The organism is Rhizobium arsenicireducens (assembly GCF_964021225.1).
In genome coordinates this window covers 1,673,206-1,684,920 of the sequence record NZ_CAXHYK020000001.1, presented here as the reverse complement: position 1 = coordinate 1,684,920, position 11,715 = coordinate 1,673,206, and the positions used below count along the sequence as shown (strand labels likewise).

Annotated in this window: 31 protein-coding genes; all 31 read left to right on the top strand. The window is 60.3% G+C overall.

The features are described from left to right. The first annotated feature begins 8 nt into the window (after positions 1 to 8). The 31 genes from ACWPVA_RS08255 (at position 9) to ACWPVA_RS08105 (ending at position 11,366) form a co-directional block, all read left to right on the top strand. On the top strand, positions 9 to 164 hold the full coding sequence (locus ACWPVA_RS08255) for a hypothetical protein (RefSeq protein ID WP_454287227.1): 156 nt from the start codon (positions 9 to 11) through the stop codon (positions 162 to 164). Continuing rightward, complete coding sequence (locus ACWPVA_RS08250) at positions 161 to 439, top strand: hypothetical protein (protein ID WP_454287226.1); 279 nt, start codon at positions 161 to 163, stop codon at positions 437 to 439. Before ACWPVA_RS08255 ends, ACWPVA_RS08250 begins: the two co-directional genes overlap by 4 nt. A 55-nt stretch (positions 440 to 494) precedes the next feature. After that, positions 495 to 902 carry a hypothetical protein gene (locus tag ACWPVA_RS08245; protein WP_454287225.1) on the top strand — a complete coding sequence of 136 codons (408 nt, stop codon included), beginning with the start codon at positions 495 to 497 and terminating at the stop codon, positions 900 to 902. Next, positions 902 to 1,330 carry a hypothetical protein gene (locus ACWPVA_RS08240; RefSeq protein WP_454287224.1) on the top strand — a complete coding sequence of 143 codons (429 nt, stop codon included), beginning with the start codon at positions 902 to 904 and terminating at the stop codon, positions 1,328 to 1,330. The genes ACWPVA_RS08245 and ACWPVA_RS08240 overlap by 1 nt, the downstream gene beginning before the upstream one ends. Next, entirely contained in the window at positions 1,327 to 1,530 is a 204-nt protein-coding gene (locus tag ACWPVA_RS08235; protein ID WP_454287223.1) for a hypothetical protein, read from the top strand. Before ACWPVA_RS08240 ends, ACWPVA_RS08235 begins: the two co-directional genes overlap by 4 nt. Then, a complete protein-coding gene (locus ACWPVA_RS08230; protein ID WP_454287222.1) occupies positions 1,527 to 1,775 on the top strand; it encodes a hypothetical protein in 249 nt (82 codons plus the stop codon). Before ACWPVA_RS08235 ends, ACWPVA_RS08230 begins: the two co-directional genes overlap by 4 nt. Beyond that, entirely contained in the window at positions 1,772 to 1,975 is a 204-nt protein-coding gene (locus tag ACWPVA_RS08225; protein WP_454287221.1) for a hypothetical protein, read from the top strand. The genes ACWPVA_RS08230 and ACWPVA_RS08225 overlap by 4 nt, the downstream gene beginning before the upstream one ends. Next, the gene (locus ACWPVA_RS08220; RefSeq protein ID WP_454287220.1) at positions 1,968 to 2,186 is read left to right on the top strand and encodes a hypothetical protein; all 219 of its coding nucleotides are present in this window, start codon (positions 1,968 to 1,970) and stop codon (positions 2,184 to 2,186) included. The genes ACWPVA_RS08225 and ACWPVA_RS08220 overlap by 8 nt, the downstream gene beginning before the upstream one ends. Beyond that, positions 2,183 to 2,500 (top strand): hypothetical protein, encoded by a 318-nt coding sequence (locus ACWPVA_RS08215; RefSeq protein WP_454287219.1) that lies wholly within the window; start codon positions 2,183 to 2,185, stop codon positions 2,498 to 2,500. The genes ACWPVA_RS08220 and ACWPVA_RS08215 overlap by 4 nt, the downstream gene beginning before the upstream one ends. Then, on the top strand, positions 2,493 to 2,636 hold the full coding sequence (locus ACWPVA_RS08210) for a hypothetical protein (RefSeq protein ID WP_454287218.1): 144 nt from the start codon (positions 2,493 to 2,495) through the stop codon (positions 2,634 to 2,636). The genes ACWPVA_RS08215 and ACWPVA_RS08210 overlap by 8 nt, the downstream gene beginning before the upstream one ends. Continuing rightward, positions 2,633 to 2,806 (top strand): hypothetical protein, encoded by a 174-nt coding sequence (locus ACWPVA_RS08205; RefSeq protein ID WP_454287217.1) that lies wholly within the window; start codon positions 2,633 to 2,635, stop codon positions 2,804 to 2,806. The genes ACWPVA_RS08210 and ACWPVA_RS08205 overlap by 4 nt, the downstream gene beginning before the upstream one ends. After that, the gene (locus tag ACWPVA_RS08200; RefSeq protein ID WP_454287216.1) at positions 2,803 to 2,970 is read left to right on the top strand and encodes a hypothetical protein; all 168 of its coding nucleotides are present in this window, start codon (positions 2,803 to 2,805) and stop codon (positions 2,968 to 2,970) included. Before ACWPVA_RS08205 ends, ACWPVA_RS08200 begins: the two co-directional genes overlap by 4 nt. Beyond that, complete coding sequence (locus ACWPVA_RS08195) at positions 2,967 to 3,170, top strand: hypothetical protein (RefSeq protein ID WP_454287215.1); 204 nt, start codon at positions 2,967 to 2,969, stop codon at positions 3,168 to 3,170. Before ACWPVA_RS08200 ends, ACWPVA_RS08195 begins: the two co-directional genes overlap by 4 nt. Positions 3,171 to 3,426: 256 nt before the next feature. Then, positions 3,427 to 3,774 (top strand): hypothetical protein, encoded by a 348-nt coding sequence (locus ACWPVA_RS08190; protein WP_454287214.1) that lies wholly within the window; start codon positions 3,427 to 3,429, stop codon positions 3,772 to 3,774. A gap of 30 nt (positions 3,775 to 3,804) precedes the next feature. Continuing rightward, entirely contained in the window at positions 3,805 to 4,065 is a 261-nt protein-coding gene (locus ACWPVA_RS08185; RefSeq protein WP_454287213.1) for a hypothetical protein, read from the top strand. Continuing rightward, positions 4,062 to 4,928, top strand: coding sequence for a TAXI family TRAP transporter solute-binding subunit (locus tag ACWPVA_RS08180; RefSeq protein WP_454287212.1), 867 nt, complete (start codon positions 4,062 to 4,064; stop codon positions 4,926 to 4,928). The genes ACWPVA_RS08185 and ACWPVA_RS08180 overlap by 4 nt, the downstream gene beginning before the upstream one ends. Before the next feature lie 162 nt (positions 4,929 to 5,090). After that, positions 5,091 to 5,657 (top strand): metallophosphoesterase, encoded by a 567-nt coding sequence (locus ACWPVA_RS08175; protein WP_454287211.1) that lies wholly within the window; start codon positions 5,091 to 5,093, stop codon positions 5,655 to 5,657. 153 nt (positions 5,658 to 5,810) lie between these two features. Further along, positions 5,811 to 6,125: a hypothetical protein gene (locus ACWPVA_RS08170; protein ID WP_454287210.1), complete on the top strand. Its 315-nt coding sequence runs from the start codon at positions 5,811 to 5,813 to the stop codon at positions 6,123 to 6,125. Then, on the top strand, positions 6,122 to 6,871 hold the full coding sequence (locus ACWPVA_RS08165) for a hypothetical protein (RefSeq protein WP_454287209.1): 750 nt from the start codon (positions 6,122 to 6,124) through the stop codon (positions 6,869 to 6,871). Before ACWPVA_RS08170 ends, ACWPVA_RS08165 begins: the two co-directional genes overlap by 4 nt. Next, entirely contained in the window at positions 6,871 to 7,188 is a 318-nt protein-coding gene (locus ACWPVA_RS08160; protein ID WP_454287208.1) for a hypothetical protein, read from the top strand. Before ACWPVA_RS08165 ends, ACWPVA_RS08160 begins: the two co-directional genes overlap by 1 nt. Next, on the top strand, positions 7,172 to 7,474 hold the full coding sequence (locus ACWPVA_RS08155; RefSeq protein ID WP_454287207.1) for a hypothetical protein: 303 nt from the start codon (positions 7,172 to 7,174) through the stop codon (positions 7,472 to 7,474). The genes ACWPVA_RS08160 and ACWPVA_RS08155 overlap by 17 nt, the downstream gene beginning before the upstream one ends. Continuing rightward, positions 7,464 to 7,763 carry a hypothetical protein gene (locus tag ACWPVA_RS08150; protein ID WP_454287206.1) on the top strand — a complete coding sequence of 100 codons (300 nt, stop codon included), beginning with the start codon at positions 7,464 to 7,466 and terminating at the stop codon, positions 7,761 to 7,763. The genes ACWPVA_RS08155 and ACWPVA_RS08150 overlap by 11 nt, the downstream gene beginning before the upstream one ends. Continuing rightward, entirely contained in the window at positions 7,756 to 8,025 is a 270-nt protein-coding gene (locus ACWPVA_RS08145) for a DUF2312 domain-containing protein (protein ID WP_454287205.1), read from the top strand. The genes ACWPVA_RS08150 and ACWPVA_RS08145 overlap by 8 nt, the downstream gene beginning before the upstream one ends. A 57-nt stretch (positions 8,026 to 8,082) precedes the next feature. Then, positions 8,083 to 8,256: a hypothetical protein gene (locus ACWPVA_RS08140; RefSeq protein WP_454287204.1), complete on the top strand. Its 174-nt coding sequence runs from the start codon at positions 8,083 to 8,085 to the stop codon at positions 8,254 to 8,256. Then, positions 8,253 to 8,756, top strand: a complete 504-nt coding sequence (locus tag ACWPVA_RS08135; protein ID WP_454287203.1) for an antirestriction protein ArdA — start codon at positions 8,253 to 8,255, stop codon at positions 8,754 to 8,756. Before ACWPVA_RS08140 ends, ACWPVA_RS08135 begins: the two co-directional genes overlap by 4 nt. Then, positions 8,753 to 9,088 (top strand): hypothetical protein, encoded by a 336-nt coding sequence (locus ACWPVA_RS08130; protein WP_454287202.1) that lies wholly within the window; start codon positions 8,753 to 8,755, stop codon positions 9,086 to 9,088. Before ACWPVA_RS08135 ends, ACWPVA_RS08130 begins: the two co-directional genes overlap by 4 nt. Then, positions 9,057 to 9,233 (top strand): hypothetical protein, encoded by a 177-nt coding sequence (locus ACWPVA_RS08125; RefSeq protein WP_454287201.1) that lies wholly within the window; start codon positions 9,057 to 9,059, stop codon positions 9,231 to 9,233. Before ACWPVA_RS08130 ends, ACWPVA_RS08125 begins: the two co-directional genes overlap by 32 nt. Before the next feature lie 11 nt (positions 9,234 to 9,244). Then, positions 9,245 to 9,895 (top strand): hypothetical protein, encoded by a 651-nt coding sequence (locus ACWPVA_RS08120; RefSeq protein ID WP_454287200.1) that lies wholly within the window; start codon positions 9,245 to 9,247, stop codon positions 9,893 to 9,895. A gap of 156 nt (positions 9,896 to 10,051) precedes the next feature. Beyond that, the gene (locus tag ACWPVA_RS08115) at positions 10,052 to 10,339 is read left to right on the top strand and encodes a hypothetical protein (protein WP_454287199.1); all 288 of its coding nucleotides are present in this window, start codon (positions 10,052 to 10,054) and stop codon (positions 10,337 to 10,339) included. 51 nt (positions 10,340 to 10,390) lie between these two features. Then, entirely contained in the window at positions 10,391 to 11,134 is a 744-nt protein-coding gene (locus ACWPVA_RS08110) for a DUF7227 family protein (protein ID WP_454287198.1), read from the top strand. Between the two features lie 16 nt (positions 11,135 to 11,150). Continuing rightward, a complete protein-coding gene (locus ACWPVA_RS08105; protein WP_454287197.1) occupies positions 11,151 to 11,366 on the top strand; it encodes a hypothetical protein in 216 nt (71 codons plus the stop codon). Positions 11,367 to 11,715: the final 349 nt, after the last annotated feature.

The window sequence follows — 11,715 nt, the reverse complement described above, 5'->3', positions numbered from 1 at the left end:
GATCCCTCATGATTACCATTGACGAGGTGCGGCAGCTCATGGCCTCCGGGAACATGGGCCTGCTCGAAGCAAAGAAGATCCTGAAGCGGCGCCGTCTGCTTGAGGATCTCGAAAAAGCGACCAGCCTTGAGGATCTCAAGGACGTCATCAGGAGGATGATTTGAAGACCGGACGCTTCACCAACAGCAAGCCCGAGATGCAGGAGCTGGGCGGCGCCCGGCGCTCCGCAGCAATTACGGGCCTGGCTGCTCTGGATTTCTCAAGCCTCGAACTTCGAGCCATGGTCCACCACGAAGAGTATCTCGCCGTGGCTCGGGCGATCGGCGTTGAACCCCTGGACGCCCTGAAAGTCCTCAAGGAGGAGCACTCCGCGGCCATGCGTGTCCCGGAAAAGATCAACATCTACGAACGAGCCCGAAGGCGGCTCACCTCCCGCTGACCCTTTCAACCAAGCCCTGGCAACCCCTGGGGCTTTTTCTTTTTGGAGACCCACAATGGCTGACTGGCACGGCACCTGCCGATCGAACTACTTCCGCGTCAAGGACGAGACTGCCTTCCTCGAGATGCTTGAGCTTTTCGATGCTCACCCTATCGAGAAGCAGGTCGGGGAGGAAATCCTCCATGGCTTCTACTCAGAGGATGAGTATGGATCGATCCCCACGTCCTACCCGGAAGGGGATGAGGAACCGACATCGATCCTCGAATGTATCGCGGACCACCTGGTTACCAACGAGGTCTGCGTCATCCTTGAGGCTGGCGCCGAGAAGGCCCGCTACATCACGGGGCTGGCCATCGCCATCCATTCTTCTGGCCGACAGATCGATATTCGTCTCAGCGACATCTATGCCCTGGCCCGAACCGAGTTTGGGGCCAACGCCGGTGTGACGGAGGCAGTGTCCTGATGCTGAACCACAGCCAAGCCCGCTCGATTGCCGAAGCCCGCTGGGGCCGTGGGGGCACGAACTCCGAGCCGACGACCCGCCGCGGCGCCTTCTACTTCTCCTGCTCGGGTCATGGTGGCTTCGTCATTGACGCCCGGGCACTGACACCGGAGGAGCGGGCGGCGATCGAGCCCTATGTCAGCTTCGACACGGCGAAGAGCTACACCTGGGGCCGGCATCAGGTGCTGATGCACCCCTACCGAACCACGGGCGCCAAGGTGGCGCTCGATGCAGTCACCGAGCAGTTCGACTTCCTCCTTCTCGAAGAGGACTGCGACTGGTGTCTCGCATACGTCTTCACCGGCATCCGCCACAGGAACAAACCAGCCAAGGGCGAGTACGCACAGCGGACCTTCGACCAGTGGATCAAACCGAGGATTAAGGCATGACCATGAGCCCTGAGATCAAGGAATACCTCGAACTGATGGCGGCAATGTCTCTTCCCGAGGAGGAGTTTGAAGCCGCTGGCTACGAGGACGAGGATGAGTTCATCGCCGATCTCGACGACGAACGCCTGTGCGGGGAATACAGCACCCTCATGACAATGGTCCGCGCCGCCCGGGAGCTTCTGGCGGCGGCAGCAGCATGATCGCCCAATGGCGTGTGCAGCTGCCTCAGTTGCTACACGAGATGGTCGAGTGCAACCCCAGTGGTGGCATCCTCACCCAACCCGTCAACATCCTGATGGGCATTCTTGCCCGGGTGGCTGAACGTGCGATCGAACTCGACGACCCGGCGCTCAACATCCTGATGCTGCGCCTGGCGCTCTACGACATCCATCCTGAGCAGACCAGCGAAGCCATCGACCAGCAACGTGAAAGGATCACGGCGTGACCCCGACCCCCAAAGCGAAGAAATTCATGATGGCCAACGACAAGTCGAAGGTCGTCAGCGGTGCCACCAACGGCCCGGGCCTGGGTGGATCCTACACTCTCGACAACGGCAGGTACTTCCGGCTCAGCCTGGAAGATTGCCGATCGCTCCCCGACAACTACCCCAACTGGGGCTTCGAAACGGAGACACCCAATGGCTGATCCCAACAAGCGTTTCGTCGTCGAATGCGGCGACATGCTCCACCGTCGTGTGGGGCCGGCGCCGGAGCGCGAGCCAGGCGATTTCCTGACCAAGGCCGAAGCAGCGATCCGCATCATCAACGAGATGGACGCCAACATCGAACAGGCCCGGGACAGCCGGCGCCGCGCCGTCCGGGTCCTCTGGGCCGAGCGCAGAAAGGCATTCCAATGACCGAATACCTCGTCACCTGGGAAATCAACACCTCGGCGGACACACCGCAAGCCGCCGCGGCCGAAGCCCACCGGCTGGTGCGGAAGCCCAACACCACGGCCACCGTCTACAAGGTGTTCGACGGGGAGGGCGACGTGACGACCGTCGATCTCTCAGAGAGACCCTCCATCAAGATCCTCTGGGGCCAGTCCCCCGAACCAGGCACCGAGCCGGACGTCTACGAGTTCAACACCGTCGACGAACTCGCCGCCTTCAGGCGGGGCATCGACGCCGTGGATAGCTGGATGGGCTACTCGGTGATCTCCGATGACTGATCTCAAGCCCGGAATGAAGGTCACCTTCAGCCACTATGGGGAGCAGAAGACTGGCGTCGTCGACCGTGTCGTCGGCCAGATCGTCTTTCTGACGGATGGCCGCTGGCTTCACCGCAAGAGCGTGGAGCCGACATGACCCAGGAGCAACAGCTGATCGAGCGCCTGACCGGCGCCCTGCGCTTCATCATGGCCTTCTACGATCCGAACCAGCGCTGCCTCGACACCGAGGCCTGGAAACTCGCCGAGGCCGGTGGCCGGCGGGCGCTGGCGGAAGGTGAGGCCGCAATCAAGGAGTTCAAGGCATGACCCAGTTCGTCATCTGGAACACCACCAAGAACCGCTACGTGGCCCCGCCGGGCCGCGAGTCCAGCTTCACCAACAGCATCCGAACCGCCCGCAAGTTCCCGACCCGCAAAGCGGCCGAGAGCGAGTGCTGCGGCAACGAATACGTCAAGGAGGACCGAGCATGATCGGTGAACCCCACATCATCATCAATGGCACGCCACTGACCACCGCCCAGGCCATGACCGTCCGCGTAGCGCTCACCTGCTACCTGATGGAAATCGCAGATGACGGGGCCCTCGGCTCCGACCGGAACGGTGAAGCAATCCGACAGGGCTATCTGAAAGCCGGCCGCGAAATCGGCCTGCTGATGGCGGGAAAGACATGACCCGGGCCCTGGGAATAATCCGCACCAACCACTGGTGGCACATCAAGAATGGCCGCTGGCGCCAGGTATTCACCCGGCGCTTTTGGTTCCGGATGCCGCGGCCAGGGTACTGCCGACGCTGTGGCGCATGGTGCTGGCTGACCAACGAGCGGCCCGCTTACTCCGCCCATGATGGGGCCTTCATCTGTGAGGAATGTGCCATCGATAACGATGAAGAAACCGCAGCCGCGTGGGCTGAATATCATGGGGGGTGCCTGTGATCGAGAACGACTTCCTCGACAGCCTCGAACTCAGCAACCGGGCTCGCAACGTCTTGCGGAACGCCGACCTCACGACGCCGCAGATCTTCTACAATCTGACCCGCACTCACGTCATGACCCTCCGCGGCGCCGGCCGGCGCACCTGGCTTGAGATTGAGGAGCATCAGATCAAGTTGCGGCGGGAAACCAAGATGGCGACCGTACCGGGCCAGGCCCTGACCCTGATCCGGGCCTTGAATGATCTTCCACTGGCCTACCACGGCTACTTCATCACCAAGAACAGCGCCGGCCGGCTCCGCCTCGGCCGGTATTTCAACAAGGAGGACTTCGATGGATTGGAATGAGGACTTCACGATCCTGGAGGTCACAAGAGTATGAAGATCAACATCTTCGTCGGCACGATCGACCACAATCACGGCCGGAACATCTATGTCGGCCCGACCAGCCAACACGTCGCGGACCAGATTGCCGATTTCTGCCGGGAATGGGCCGCGACCGAAGACGTCACCCTCAACGATGACATGACCACTGATGAGGTCATCGATACCTATTTCGAGGCTTGCTACCACGACGAGAGCTACTTGATCGATGGACCAGTCGAACTCGAGATCCAACCAACCAAGGAGACCACATGAAGAAATTCTTTCTGATCGCAGCAGCACTGACTCTTTTCGCCATGCCGGCCGCAGCCGGAACCATCAACCTCTGCACCGGGGCGGCAGACCAGCCCTATGCGTCGGCCGGCGAGATGATCGCCGCGGAAGCCAGCGGGTCCGGGCTCGACATCAACGTCGTGAAGGACACCGGCGGCAGCTGGGGCAACGTCAAGCTCTCACTGAAGGGTGAGTGCCACGCCTTCATCGCCCAGCCGGACAGCATGGCCTACCTCAAGCGGACCGAGCCGGCCAACGCGGCGAAGTTCGTGCCAATCGCCGACCTTCACCGTGAATACCTGCATGCCTTGTGCTCCAAGGAGTCGGGGGTCGAAGACATCGGCGACCTCGAAAACGACGCGGCTAAGTATTCGATCGCCCTTGGCGAGCGGGGCTCGGGCGCCTGGCTGATCTGGCAGAACTTCGTCGCAGAAGATGATGATTATGCCGGCGTCCGCCAGACCGACGAGAGCGGCGACATTGCGCTCTCGGCTGTCTCCAACAATCAGACCACTTGCATGCTGGTGCCGGCGGCGCTCAAGAATGCCACCGTGAACGGCGCCGATGAGTTCTACGGTTCCGGCCTGGCCCTCGTGGGTGTCAACGATGGCGACTTCAACGATGCCGTCGATCCGCAGGGTAAGGAACTCTACTCCTGGACCGAGATCCCCTCGGGCACCTACCCCAAAAGCCTGCAGGGCTGGTTTTCTTCCCGCGACACCGTCTCGTGGACGGCGAAAGTCTACGTCAACAAGACGCTCGTCACCGATCAGGCCGACCTCAAGGCGCTCATCCGAACCGTGATGAAGGCCCGCAGCGGCATCGTCTCGAACTTCGGTTCCTGATCGATGATGATCGCGATCTTCCACAATCTCCCGGAGATGATCCTCGGGATTACCTGGTCCAGCGTCATGTTCTGGACCGGCCGGCGCTTCGAGCGTTGGCGGAAACGCTGAGTTTTTGTCTCGGCCCCTGCGGGGGCCGTTTCACAAACCCAGGAGCAATGAATGACCACTTTTTTCACAGGCTGCACCCATTTCGGACATGACAACATCATCCGCCTCGCCGACCGACCCTTTGCCGACGTCAACGAGATGAACGAAGCGCTCGTCGAGCGCTGGAACGCCAAGGTCAAACCACGCGACACCGTCTACCATCTGGGTGACTTCGCCTGGAAGGACGCCGCAGAATGGCTCGGCCGTCTCAACGGGAGCAAGGTCATCATCATCGGGAACCATGACCGACTGGACGACCTCGAAGGGCACCCGGCGGTCACGCGAGTTGCCAGCATTTTGCCGTACCATGAGATCGGGATCGCCAGCACCCGCGTCGTGCTCTTCCACTACCCGATCGACGACTGGAATGGTCGCTGGAAGGGGCATCTGCATCTGCACTGCCACACCCACTCCAAGCAGTGCCGGAACCCGAACATGCCGTTCGACCACCAATCCGGCTTGAGCATCCCGAACCGTTTCCCGCCTGACATCAAGTGCAACCGGTTCAACGTGGGTGTCGACGCCTGCGGCTTCACTCCGGTCTCGATCAACGAGATCCTCGACGAAGCTTCCTGCTAACCAAACCTGGCCGCTGCCGCGTCCTCCTAGGACCGTTGGAACCCTGACCTGACACGTCACCAACGGGTGGACCACTGAGCCTGTCAGGGACCGCGAATGGTCTACGGCTCCATCGGGTAAACAGCCGCCACCACCAATATCTGGAGAATTTGAATGTTCGACACGAACAAGACTCTTCGTGCCTTCGCCGCAGCGACGGGCCTCAACCCCGCAGTTGATGCTGACGGACCGGCCACCGTGGCCGGCGACATGATCTGCAACATCCTCCACTGGGTGGAGGAGCAGTCACCGGAAGGAGCCCTGGACGCGCTCTATGCGGTCCGCTGCGGCATTGGTCATTACGTGACCGAGTCCAGCATCACTGACCCCGAAGACGAACTGGGCCCCGACTCCCACGTCGGCATCACCGTCCACTGCGACGGCAAGGTCTGGACTTCCTTCACCGCAACAGGAGCTGAAATCGGATGAAAATCAAGACCTACATCGTCACCTGGAGTGACCCCATCAACAACTCCGGTATCAGCCCCCATGGGACGAAGGCCGCGGCCGAGGTGGAGTTCCGAGAAATGGTGGCTGCAGCATGGGACCGCAAAGACCTGTCGGACCCAATGCCCACCGATGCCCACGAAGCTTACGAGATCCTCGCACAGGATCTCGACAACGAATATTCGTATGAGATCGAGGAGCACGAGATCGACGTCCCGTTCCCCGACTTCGGTCCTGACATCGAAGCTGCGCTCTGCTGCTGGGAATGGCTGCTTTCTCCGGACCGGGATCAGATGTGGGAGTCCGTCGCGGATGGTGTCGGCTTTCCAGGAATGCGGATGGTGTCGGTCCACGCCGGCCAGATCGTGCTCAGCGTCCACGATCTGATGGAGGCGAGGGGGCTCGAGTTCACCTACGCCTATGACTTCGACTTCGTGCCGGCGGTGCTCGAGCAACTCGACTGGCCGACACTCGTCGAGAACAACCAGTATGGCGACCGCACCTATCGACCCGACCCGGCGCCGATGCTGGACCACATGCTGAAGACAATGCCCGACCGTTTCAGCGACCAGTGGCTCGATGACGCCAAGCGCGAGGCCAAGAAGCAGTGGGCCTATGAGGATCTCGTCTCGGACCACGAAGACAAGATCGACCGCACCGAGACGCCGGCTGAGTGGGTCAAGCGGATCGGTGAAAAATACGACCTTACACCAGCAGGAGATTGGTAATGAACATGCGTAAAGGCGACATCATCACGGTCAAGGCGACCGTGATCTACCCGAATGATCCAAAGGGCGCGGTGCCGGAAAAGATCTGTGTCCGTCCCTTTGGACACCACTCCGAGATCTACGTGAACCTGGATGCCACCGTGCTGATGCTTCCGTTCTTCGTCATGGGGGACCGGGTCCGCAAGAGGTACAAACCCGAAATCACGGGGACGGTCGTGGCGACCTTCGATGATGACTGCTGGGTCGATCTCGACCGTGGCAACCGGAGGACCATCCCCGCAACTGACCTGGAGGCTTATGATGTGGCTCCACTTTGATGACAACGAGACTGCGTTCCTCGTCGAGCTGTTGGCCAGGGAACTCAAAGAGCACCTGCACGTCGACAACACCGGCGTCCATAAGCTGCAGGCCATCCTCGAAAAGCTGACCGCCGAACCCGACCCGGACACGGCGGCGTTCGCCAGTGCGGTCCAGACCAGCGACGAACTCGAAGTCGATGGTGACGTCGTCATCTCCCGCGGCGACGAGGGGGCCTTCGTCATGAGCTGGTCCTGGGTCAGCAATGAAGAGGCTGGGATCGAAGACAACGACGATGAGCCATGACGAGAAGCTGGCCAACGGCTTCACCTTCAATCAGGAGGTGAGCCTCTGCGAATTGTACTGGCCGGGTCGCCTGGCCAGGACCGCGAGTTCCAAAGCTCGCCGCTCACTTCGCAAGTCCGCCGCCGATCGCTGCCTGATCTCCTTCTTCAAGGCTCAGGGCAGGATCTGTGGAACCTGCGTCTACCGGAGCAATCGGTACTGCAACCTCAGCTCCGACTTCTACGGCAACACCATCATCAAAGCCTCGGACACATGTCCCGAGCATACCGAAAGGACTAGAAATGACTGACGCAGCACACGGCGTGGCCCGTGACCAACTCCGAGCCTTCGTCGAGCGCATCGAGCGCCTCGAAGAAGAGAAGAAGACCATCGCCGATGACATCAAGGACGTCTATGGCGAAGCCAAGTCCATGGGCTTCGACACGGCGATCCTGAAGAAGGTCATCGCCCTCCGCAAGAAGGACGAGCAGGAGCGGATGGAAGAGGACCTGATCCTCGACACCTACATGCACGCCTTGGGGATGATCCCCGAGCCGCCGACCGACGACTGATCCACCCAACCAGAACCCGCCCTAGTGGCGGGTTTTTCAATTCAAGGAGCCCCAAACATGAACCTCTGGATCGTCGTCGCCACCGTGGGCAAGATCATCACGGCCGGGCCGATGCCCTACGACATGACCGAGTGCAAAGCACGGGTCGTCCTCATCGAACAGAACCTGAGTTTGGCCAAGATCCAGGCGAAGACCCGCTGCACATATTCAACCGAGGTTCCCCAATCATGACCAGTCGCATCTACGTCCGCGCCCTGGGCGCCTACAACAACGGCATTCTGCATGGCCGATGGATCGATGTCAGCAGTGACGTCGACGAGATGCAGGACGAGATCAAGGAGATGCTCTCCGAGAGCCCGATCAAGGGTGAGGAGGAGTGGGCGGTCCATGACAGCGAGAGCCTGCCCAACTTCTTCGGGGAGTTCCCGCAGCTCAAGGACCTTGCCGCGTTCGAGGAGCTGGTCGAGGAAAACCCCCAGTATGACCGCGACGTGATGGTGGCGATCGTCGAGGACTTCGGCTCCGTCGCCAACACCGACATGGACTGCGTGATCGGCATGTATGCCGAGTTCTCGGACTACTCGAACGAGCTGGCTGACAGCCTGCTGGACAGTCACAAGACCCCCGACGCGATCCGGTCCTACTTCGACTACGGCGCCTACGAGCGGGATCTCAAGCTCGAAACGAACTCCATTGACACCCCCCAGGGTGTCGTCATCACCAGCTCATGACCGCCTCCCTTGAAGACCAGGCCATCAGCCTGCGCCGCCGGATCGCCGAGCTGGAAGACCAGCTGAAGGAAGTCGACGCCAGGCTGCATCGAAAGCTGGTCCGCGAGTTCGGCCTCGTCGGCCGGCTGGCGCGGTCCGGACGGGTACCGCGGGGGCTGATCGTCGACGATGTCACTTTCAAGACCTGGGCGCCGGCCGAGCCACAGTCCGTCAGCGGCTACCGCCAGGGCCTCAACATCTACACCACGATCCACATCAACTCACCGGGATTTCAAATCGATGACCCTCACAGATCGAGCAATGCTGCACAACAGCCAGGCGTTCCTGGCTGAACTGAAACTGACCTCGGCGGCCCTCGCCAAGAACCGAGACTGGTCGAACCAGATCCTGCTCGATCGAGCAATCATCACCCTCGAAACCGGCGAGCTGGTCGAGACTGAACAGACGCTCGAGATCGCCAAGCGATTTCTCAACTAGGAGGCAACCACATGGCATTTCCGAACCACATGCAAGCTGATGAACAGGCAATCGTCGGTGGCATCATCCGCCGGGCACTCGCCGGGGGCCACGAGATCTCCATCCATGACGAGGAGGAACTGGTCTTAAGCCGGTCCCGGGATTACGAGGTGATCACCGCTGAAGTTGCCGCAACCGACCTCACCACACTGGTCATCTCGGGTCTAGGCTCCATCCTCCTAATTCATGGAAATGGGCAGGATGTCGTTTCCGACTGCACGGACTCACCCAAGATCCTCCGCCTGATCAACGTCTGCGACGAGGATAGCTTCCAGTACCGGGTCAACGAATGGGCCCAGGACTGCTTCGGTGCCGAGATCTCGGCTGACCGGCTGGAGCGTGGCGACCGGCTGCTCGAAGAAGTCCTGGAGCTGCTCCAGGCCACAGGCTACCCCCGTGAGAGGGTTGGAGAGCTAGAGAGCTACGTCTTCAACCGTCCGATCGGCGAGCCCGCCCAAGAGGTCGGTGGGGTCATGGTGACCCTAGCGGCTCACTGCCAGGCCCACGACATCGACATGCAGCGGGCGGCGGAGAACGAGCTGGCCCGCATCGAGACCAAGGTCGAGGCCATCCGGGCGAAGCAGGCGGCGAAGCCCAAATATGCAGTCGGCGGTGCCGGATGATCTTCGTCATCGCACCAGGAACAGGCGAATGGGTCCCCAAGCGGGACCTTTTTCGTATGCGGCTTCCGCTCCGCCACGGCTGGGATGGCTGGATCTTCAAGGACAAGCAGACCGGCAAGTCAAGAAAATTCAACAGTTACAAGAGGTTACGGGCATATGTCCAAAGTACACAGTATTGAGAGCTTCGATTTCAACTTCGATGTGACTGAGCATCTCAACCGATACGAGATCGAGGGGACCACCATCCCACGGGACATGCTGAAGTCTCGCTTCGGCCGGGACGACCCGCCGGCGTTCTTCAGCTTCCTGAACCAGCTCCCCGACCTGGTTGAGGGTGAGGACCCGGCCCTGGCCCGCATCGCCACTCGGTTCCAGCAGCGGCTCCACGTTCACGACCCACTGGCCCAGATGGCCCTCAACGAGGTCATCGCCGCCCACACCTGACCAGCAGCCAATCGCCCCCAATCACACCCGCCCTTCGAGGCGGGTTTTTTTATGTCTGAGAGACAGCACATGCGATACAGCCTGACCAAGATCAGCCGCAACGTGAAACTCGGCCCCATGCCGGCCTCGACCTCCAGCCGCTCGACCTGCCCCACCGCATGCCCCCTGGTGGGGAAGGGTGGCTGCTATGCCGAGTATGGTCCGATGTCGATCTTCTGGCGGAAGGTGGACCGAGGGGAGGCCGGCGGGGATTTCGACACCTTCGTGAAGGAGGTCGAGCAATTGCCCAGGCGCCAGATCTGGCGCTATGGACAAGCCGGCGACCTGCCGGGAGAGGGCAATACCATCGATCGGGAGCAGATGCTCCGACTGGCCACCGCGAACCGTAACCGGCCAGTGATCGCCTTCACCCACAAACCACCGACCGAGGACAATCTGGAGACGCTCCGACAGGCGCGGGCTCTGGGCTTCCCGGTCAATCTGTCGGCCAACAACCTCGACCATGCCGATGAACTGATCCAGCACGGGTTGAATGTCGTAGCGATTTTGCCGGAAGGCTACGCAAGAGGCGCGAAGGAGAGCCTCACGGAATACCGGACCAGAACCAAGGAACTACCGAAGCACTCCCCGGCTGGAACCCGCATCGCGGTCTGCCCAGCCACCTATACCGAGACCAATTGCCTCCACTGTGGCGTCTGCGCAACATCTCAACTCAGGGGTGCTATCGTAGGCTTCCCAGCCCACGGCACGAAAAAGAAAGCGGTTTCGGCTATTGCAGAGGGGGACGTACCATAAGAAGGAGACAGTTATCGTGCATATTCAACCCGAACTGGCCAGTGCGATCATCGACGTGATCTCCGAACTGGCAATGGAGCTAGACCTCCATTACGAGGACGACGAGCTTGTGGCAGTAGCGCCAACCTTCGAGAAAGTGGACCATCTGGTTCATTTTCTCAAGGTTTCGGGTTACGAACCGCCTCCGGTCTATGAGCACGTCCGGAAGCGTTACCACCAAGGTCTACACTGACCATAGATATTGAGGGGTATTCTGCAATAGACTCGAAAGTTGGTTGTACCCACATATGATTATTATTCAGATGTGGGAATAATTCAGTTGCCAATTTGTTGTTGTACCCGTTAGGGGGTGTGCATTCCTAGAAGCGCAAAGGTCAAGGGTCATGCAGTGGAATTATTTCCAAGCATATGGTGTTGAAATTTTTATGGAAGTGGAGCCTGCAGGACAGTCACCAACCCCATGGTGGGAGACCCGTCGTTCGCCGGGGACGTACCAGGTGTGGATGGGGAGAGCGCACCTCATTTTTGCGTTGTCAACAATTACCCACTAGTAGTACATACCCACTAGTTGACCGCATCAC

Bases quoted from the DNA above. Each gene is read 5' to 3' on its own strand.
- ACWPVA_RS08255 (WP_454287227.1), top strand. From the start codon at position 9: ATGATTACCATTGACGAGGTGCGGCAGCTCATGGCCTCCGGGAACATG.
- ACWPVA_RS08245 (WP_454287225.1), top strand. From the start codon at position 495: ATGGCTGACTGGCACGGCACCTGCCGATCGAACTACTTCCGCGTCAAG.
- ACWPVA_RS08240 (WP_454287224.1), top strand. From the start codon at position 902: ATGCTGAACCACAGCCAAGCCCGCTCGATTGCCGAAGCCCGCTGGGGC.
- ACWPVA_RS08235 (WP_454287223.1), top strand. From the start codon at position 1,327: ATGACCATGAGCCCTGAGATCAAGGAATACCTCGAACTGATGGCGGCA.
- ACWPVA_RS08230 (WP_454287222.1), top strand. From the start codon at position 1,527: ATGATCGCCCAATGGCGTGTGCAGCTGCCTCAGTTGCTACACGAGATG.
- ACWPVA_RS08220 (WP_454287220.1), top strand. From the start codon at position 1,968: ATGGCTGATCCCAACAAGCGTTTCGTCGTCGAATGCGGCGACATGCTC.
- ACWPVA_RS08215 (WP_454287219.1), top strand. From the start codon at position 2,183: ATGACCGAATACCTCGTCACCTGGGAAATCAACACCTCGGCGGACACA.
- ACWPVA_RS08210 (WP_454287218.1), top strand. From the start codon at position 2,493: ATGACTGATCTCAAGCCCGGAATGAAGGTCACCTTCAGCCACTATGGG.
- ACWPVA_RS08205 (WP_454287217.1), top strand. From the start codon at position 2,633: ATGACCCAGGAGCAACAGCTGATCGAGCGCCTGACCGGCGCCCTGCGC.
- ACWPVA_RS08200 (WP_454287216.1), top strand. From the start codon at position 2,803: ATGACCCAGTTCGTCATCTGGAACACCACCAAGAACCGCTACGTGGCC.
- ACWPVA_RS08195 (WP_454287215.1), top strand. From the start codon at position 2,967: ATGATCGGTGAACCCCACATCATCATCAATGGCACGCCACTGACCACC.
- ACWPVA_RS08185 (WP_454287213.1), top strand. From the start codon at position 3,805: ATGAAGATCAACATCTTCGTCGGCACGATCGACCACAATCACGGCCGG.
- ACWPVA_RS08180 (WP_454287212.1), top strand. From the start codon at position 4,062: ATGAAGAAATTCTTTCTGATCGCAGCAGCACTGACTCTTTTCGCCATG.
- ACWPVA_RS08175 (WP_454287211.1), top strand. From the start codon at position 5,091: ATGACCACTTTTTTCACAGGCTGCACCCATTTCGGACATGACAACATC.
- ACWPVA_RS08170 (WP_454287210.1), top strand. From the start codon at position 5,811: ATGTTCGACACGAACAAGACTCTTCGTGCCTTCGCCGCAGCGACGGGC.
- ACWPVA_RS08165 (WP_454287209.1), top strand. From the start codon at position 6,122: ATGAAAATCAAGACCTACATCGTCACCTGGAGTGACCCCATCAACAAC.
- ACWPVA_RS08160 (WP_454287208.1), top strand. From the start codon at position 6,871: ATGAACATGCGTAAAGGCGACATCATCACGGTCAAGGCGACCGTGATC.
- ACWPVA_RS08155 (WP_454287207.1), top strand. From the start codon at position 7,172: ATGTGGCTCCACTTTGATGACAACGAGACTGCGTTCCTCGTCGAGCTG.
- ACWPVA_RS08150 (WP_454287206.1), top strand. From the start codon at position 7,464: ATGAGCCATGACGAGAAGCTGGCCAACGGCTTCACCTTCAATCAGGAG.
- ACWPVA_RS08145 (WP_454287205.1), top strand. From the start codon at position 7,756: ATGACTGACGCAGCACACGGCGTGGCCCGTGACCAACTCCGAGCCTTC.
- ACWPVA_RS08140 (WP_454287204.1), top strand. From the start codon at position 8,083: ATGAACCTCTGGATCGTCGTCGCCACCGTGGGCAAGATCATCACGGCC.
- ACWPVA_RS08135 (WP_454287203.1), top strand. From the start codon at position 8,253: ATGACCAGTCGCATCTACGTCCGCGCCCTGGGCGCCTACAACAACGGC.
- ACWPVA_RS08130 (WP_454287202.1), top strand. From the start codon at position 8,753: ATGACCGCCTCCCTTGAAGACCAGGCCATCAGCCTGCGCCGCCGGATC.
- ACWPVA_RS08125 (WP_454287201.1), top strand. From the start codon at position 9,057: ATGCTGCACAACAGCCAGGCGTTCCTGGCTGAACTGAAACTGACCTCG.
- ACWPVA_RS08120 (WP_454287200.1), top strand. From the start codon at position 9,245: ATGGCATTTCCGAACCACATGCAAGCTGATGAACAGGCAATCGTCGGT.
- ACWPVA_RS08115 (WP_454287199.1), top strand. From the start codon at position 10,052: ATGTCCAAAGTACACAGTATTGAGAGCTTCGATTTCAACTTCGATGTG.
- ACWPVA_RS08110 (WP_454287198.1), top strand. From the start codon at position 10,391: ATGTCTGAGAGACAGCACATGCGATACAGCCTGACCAAGATCAGCCGC.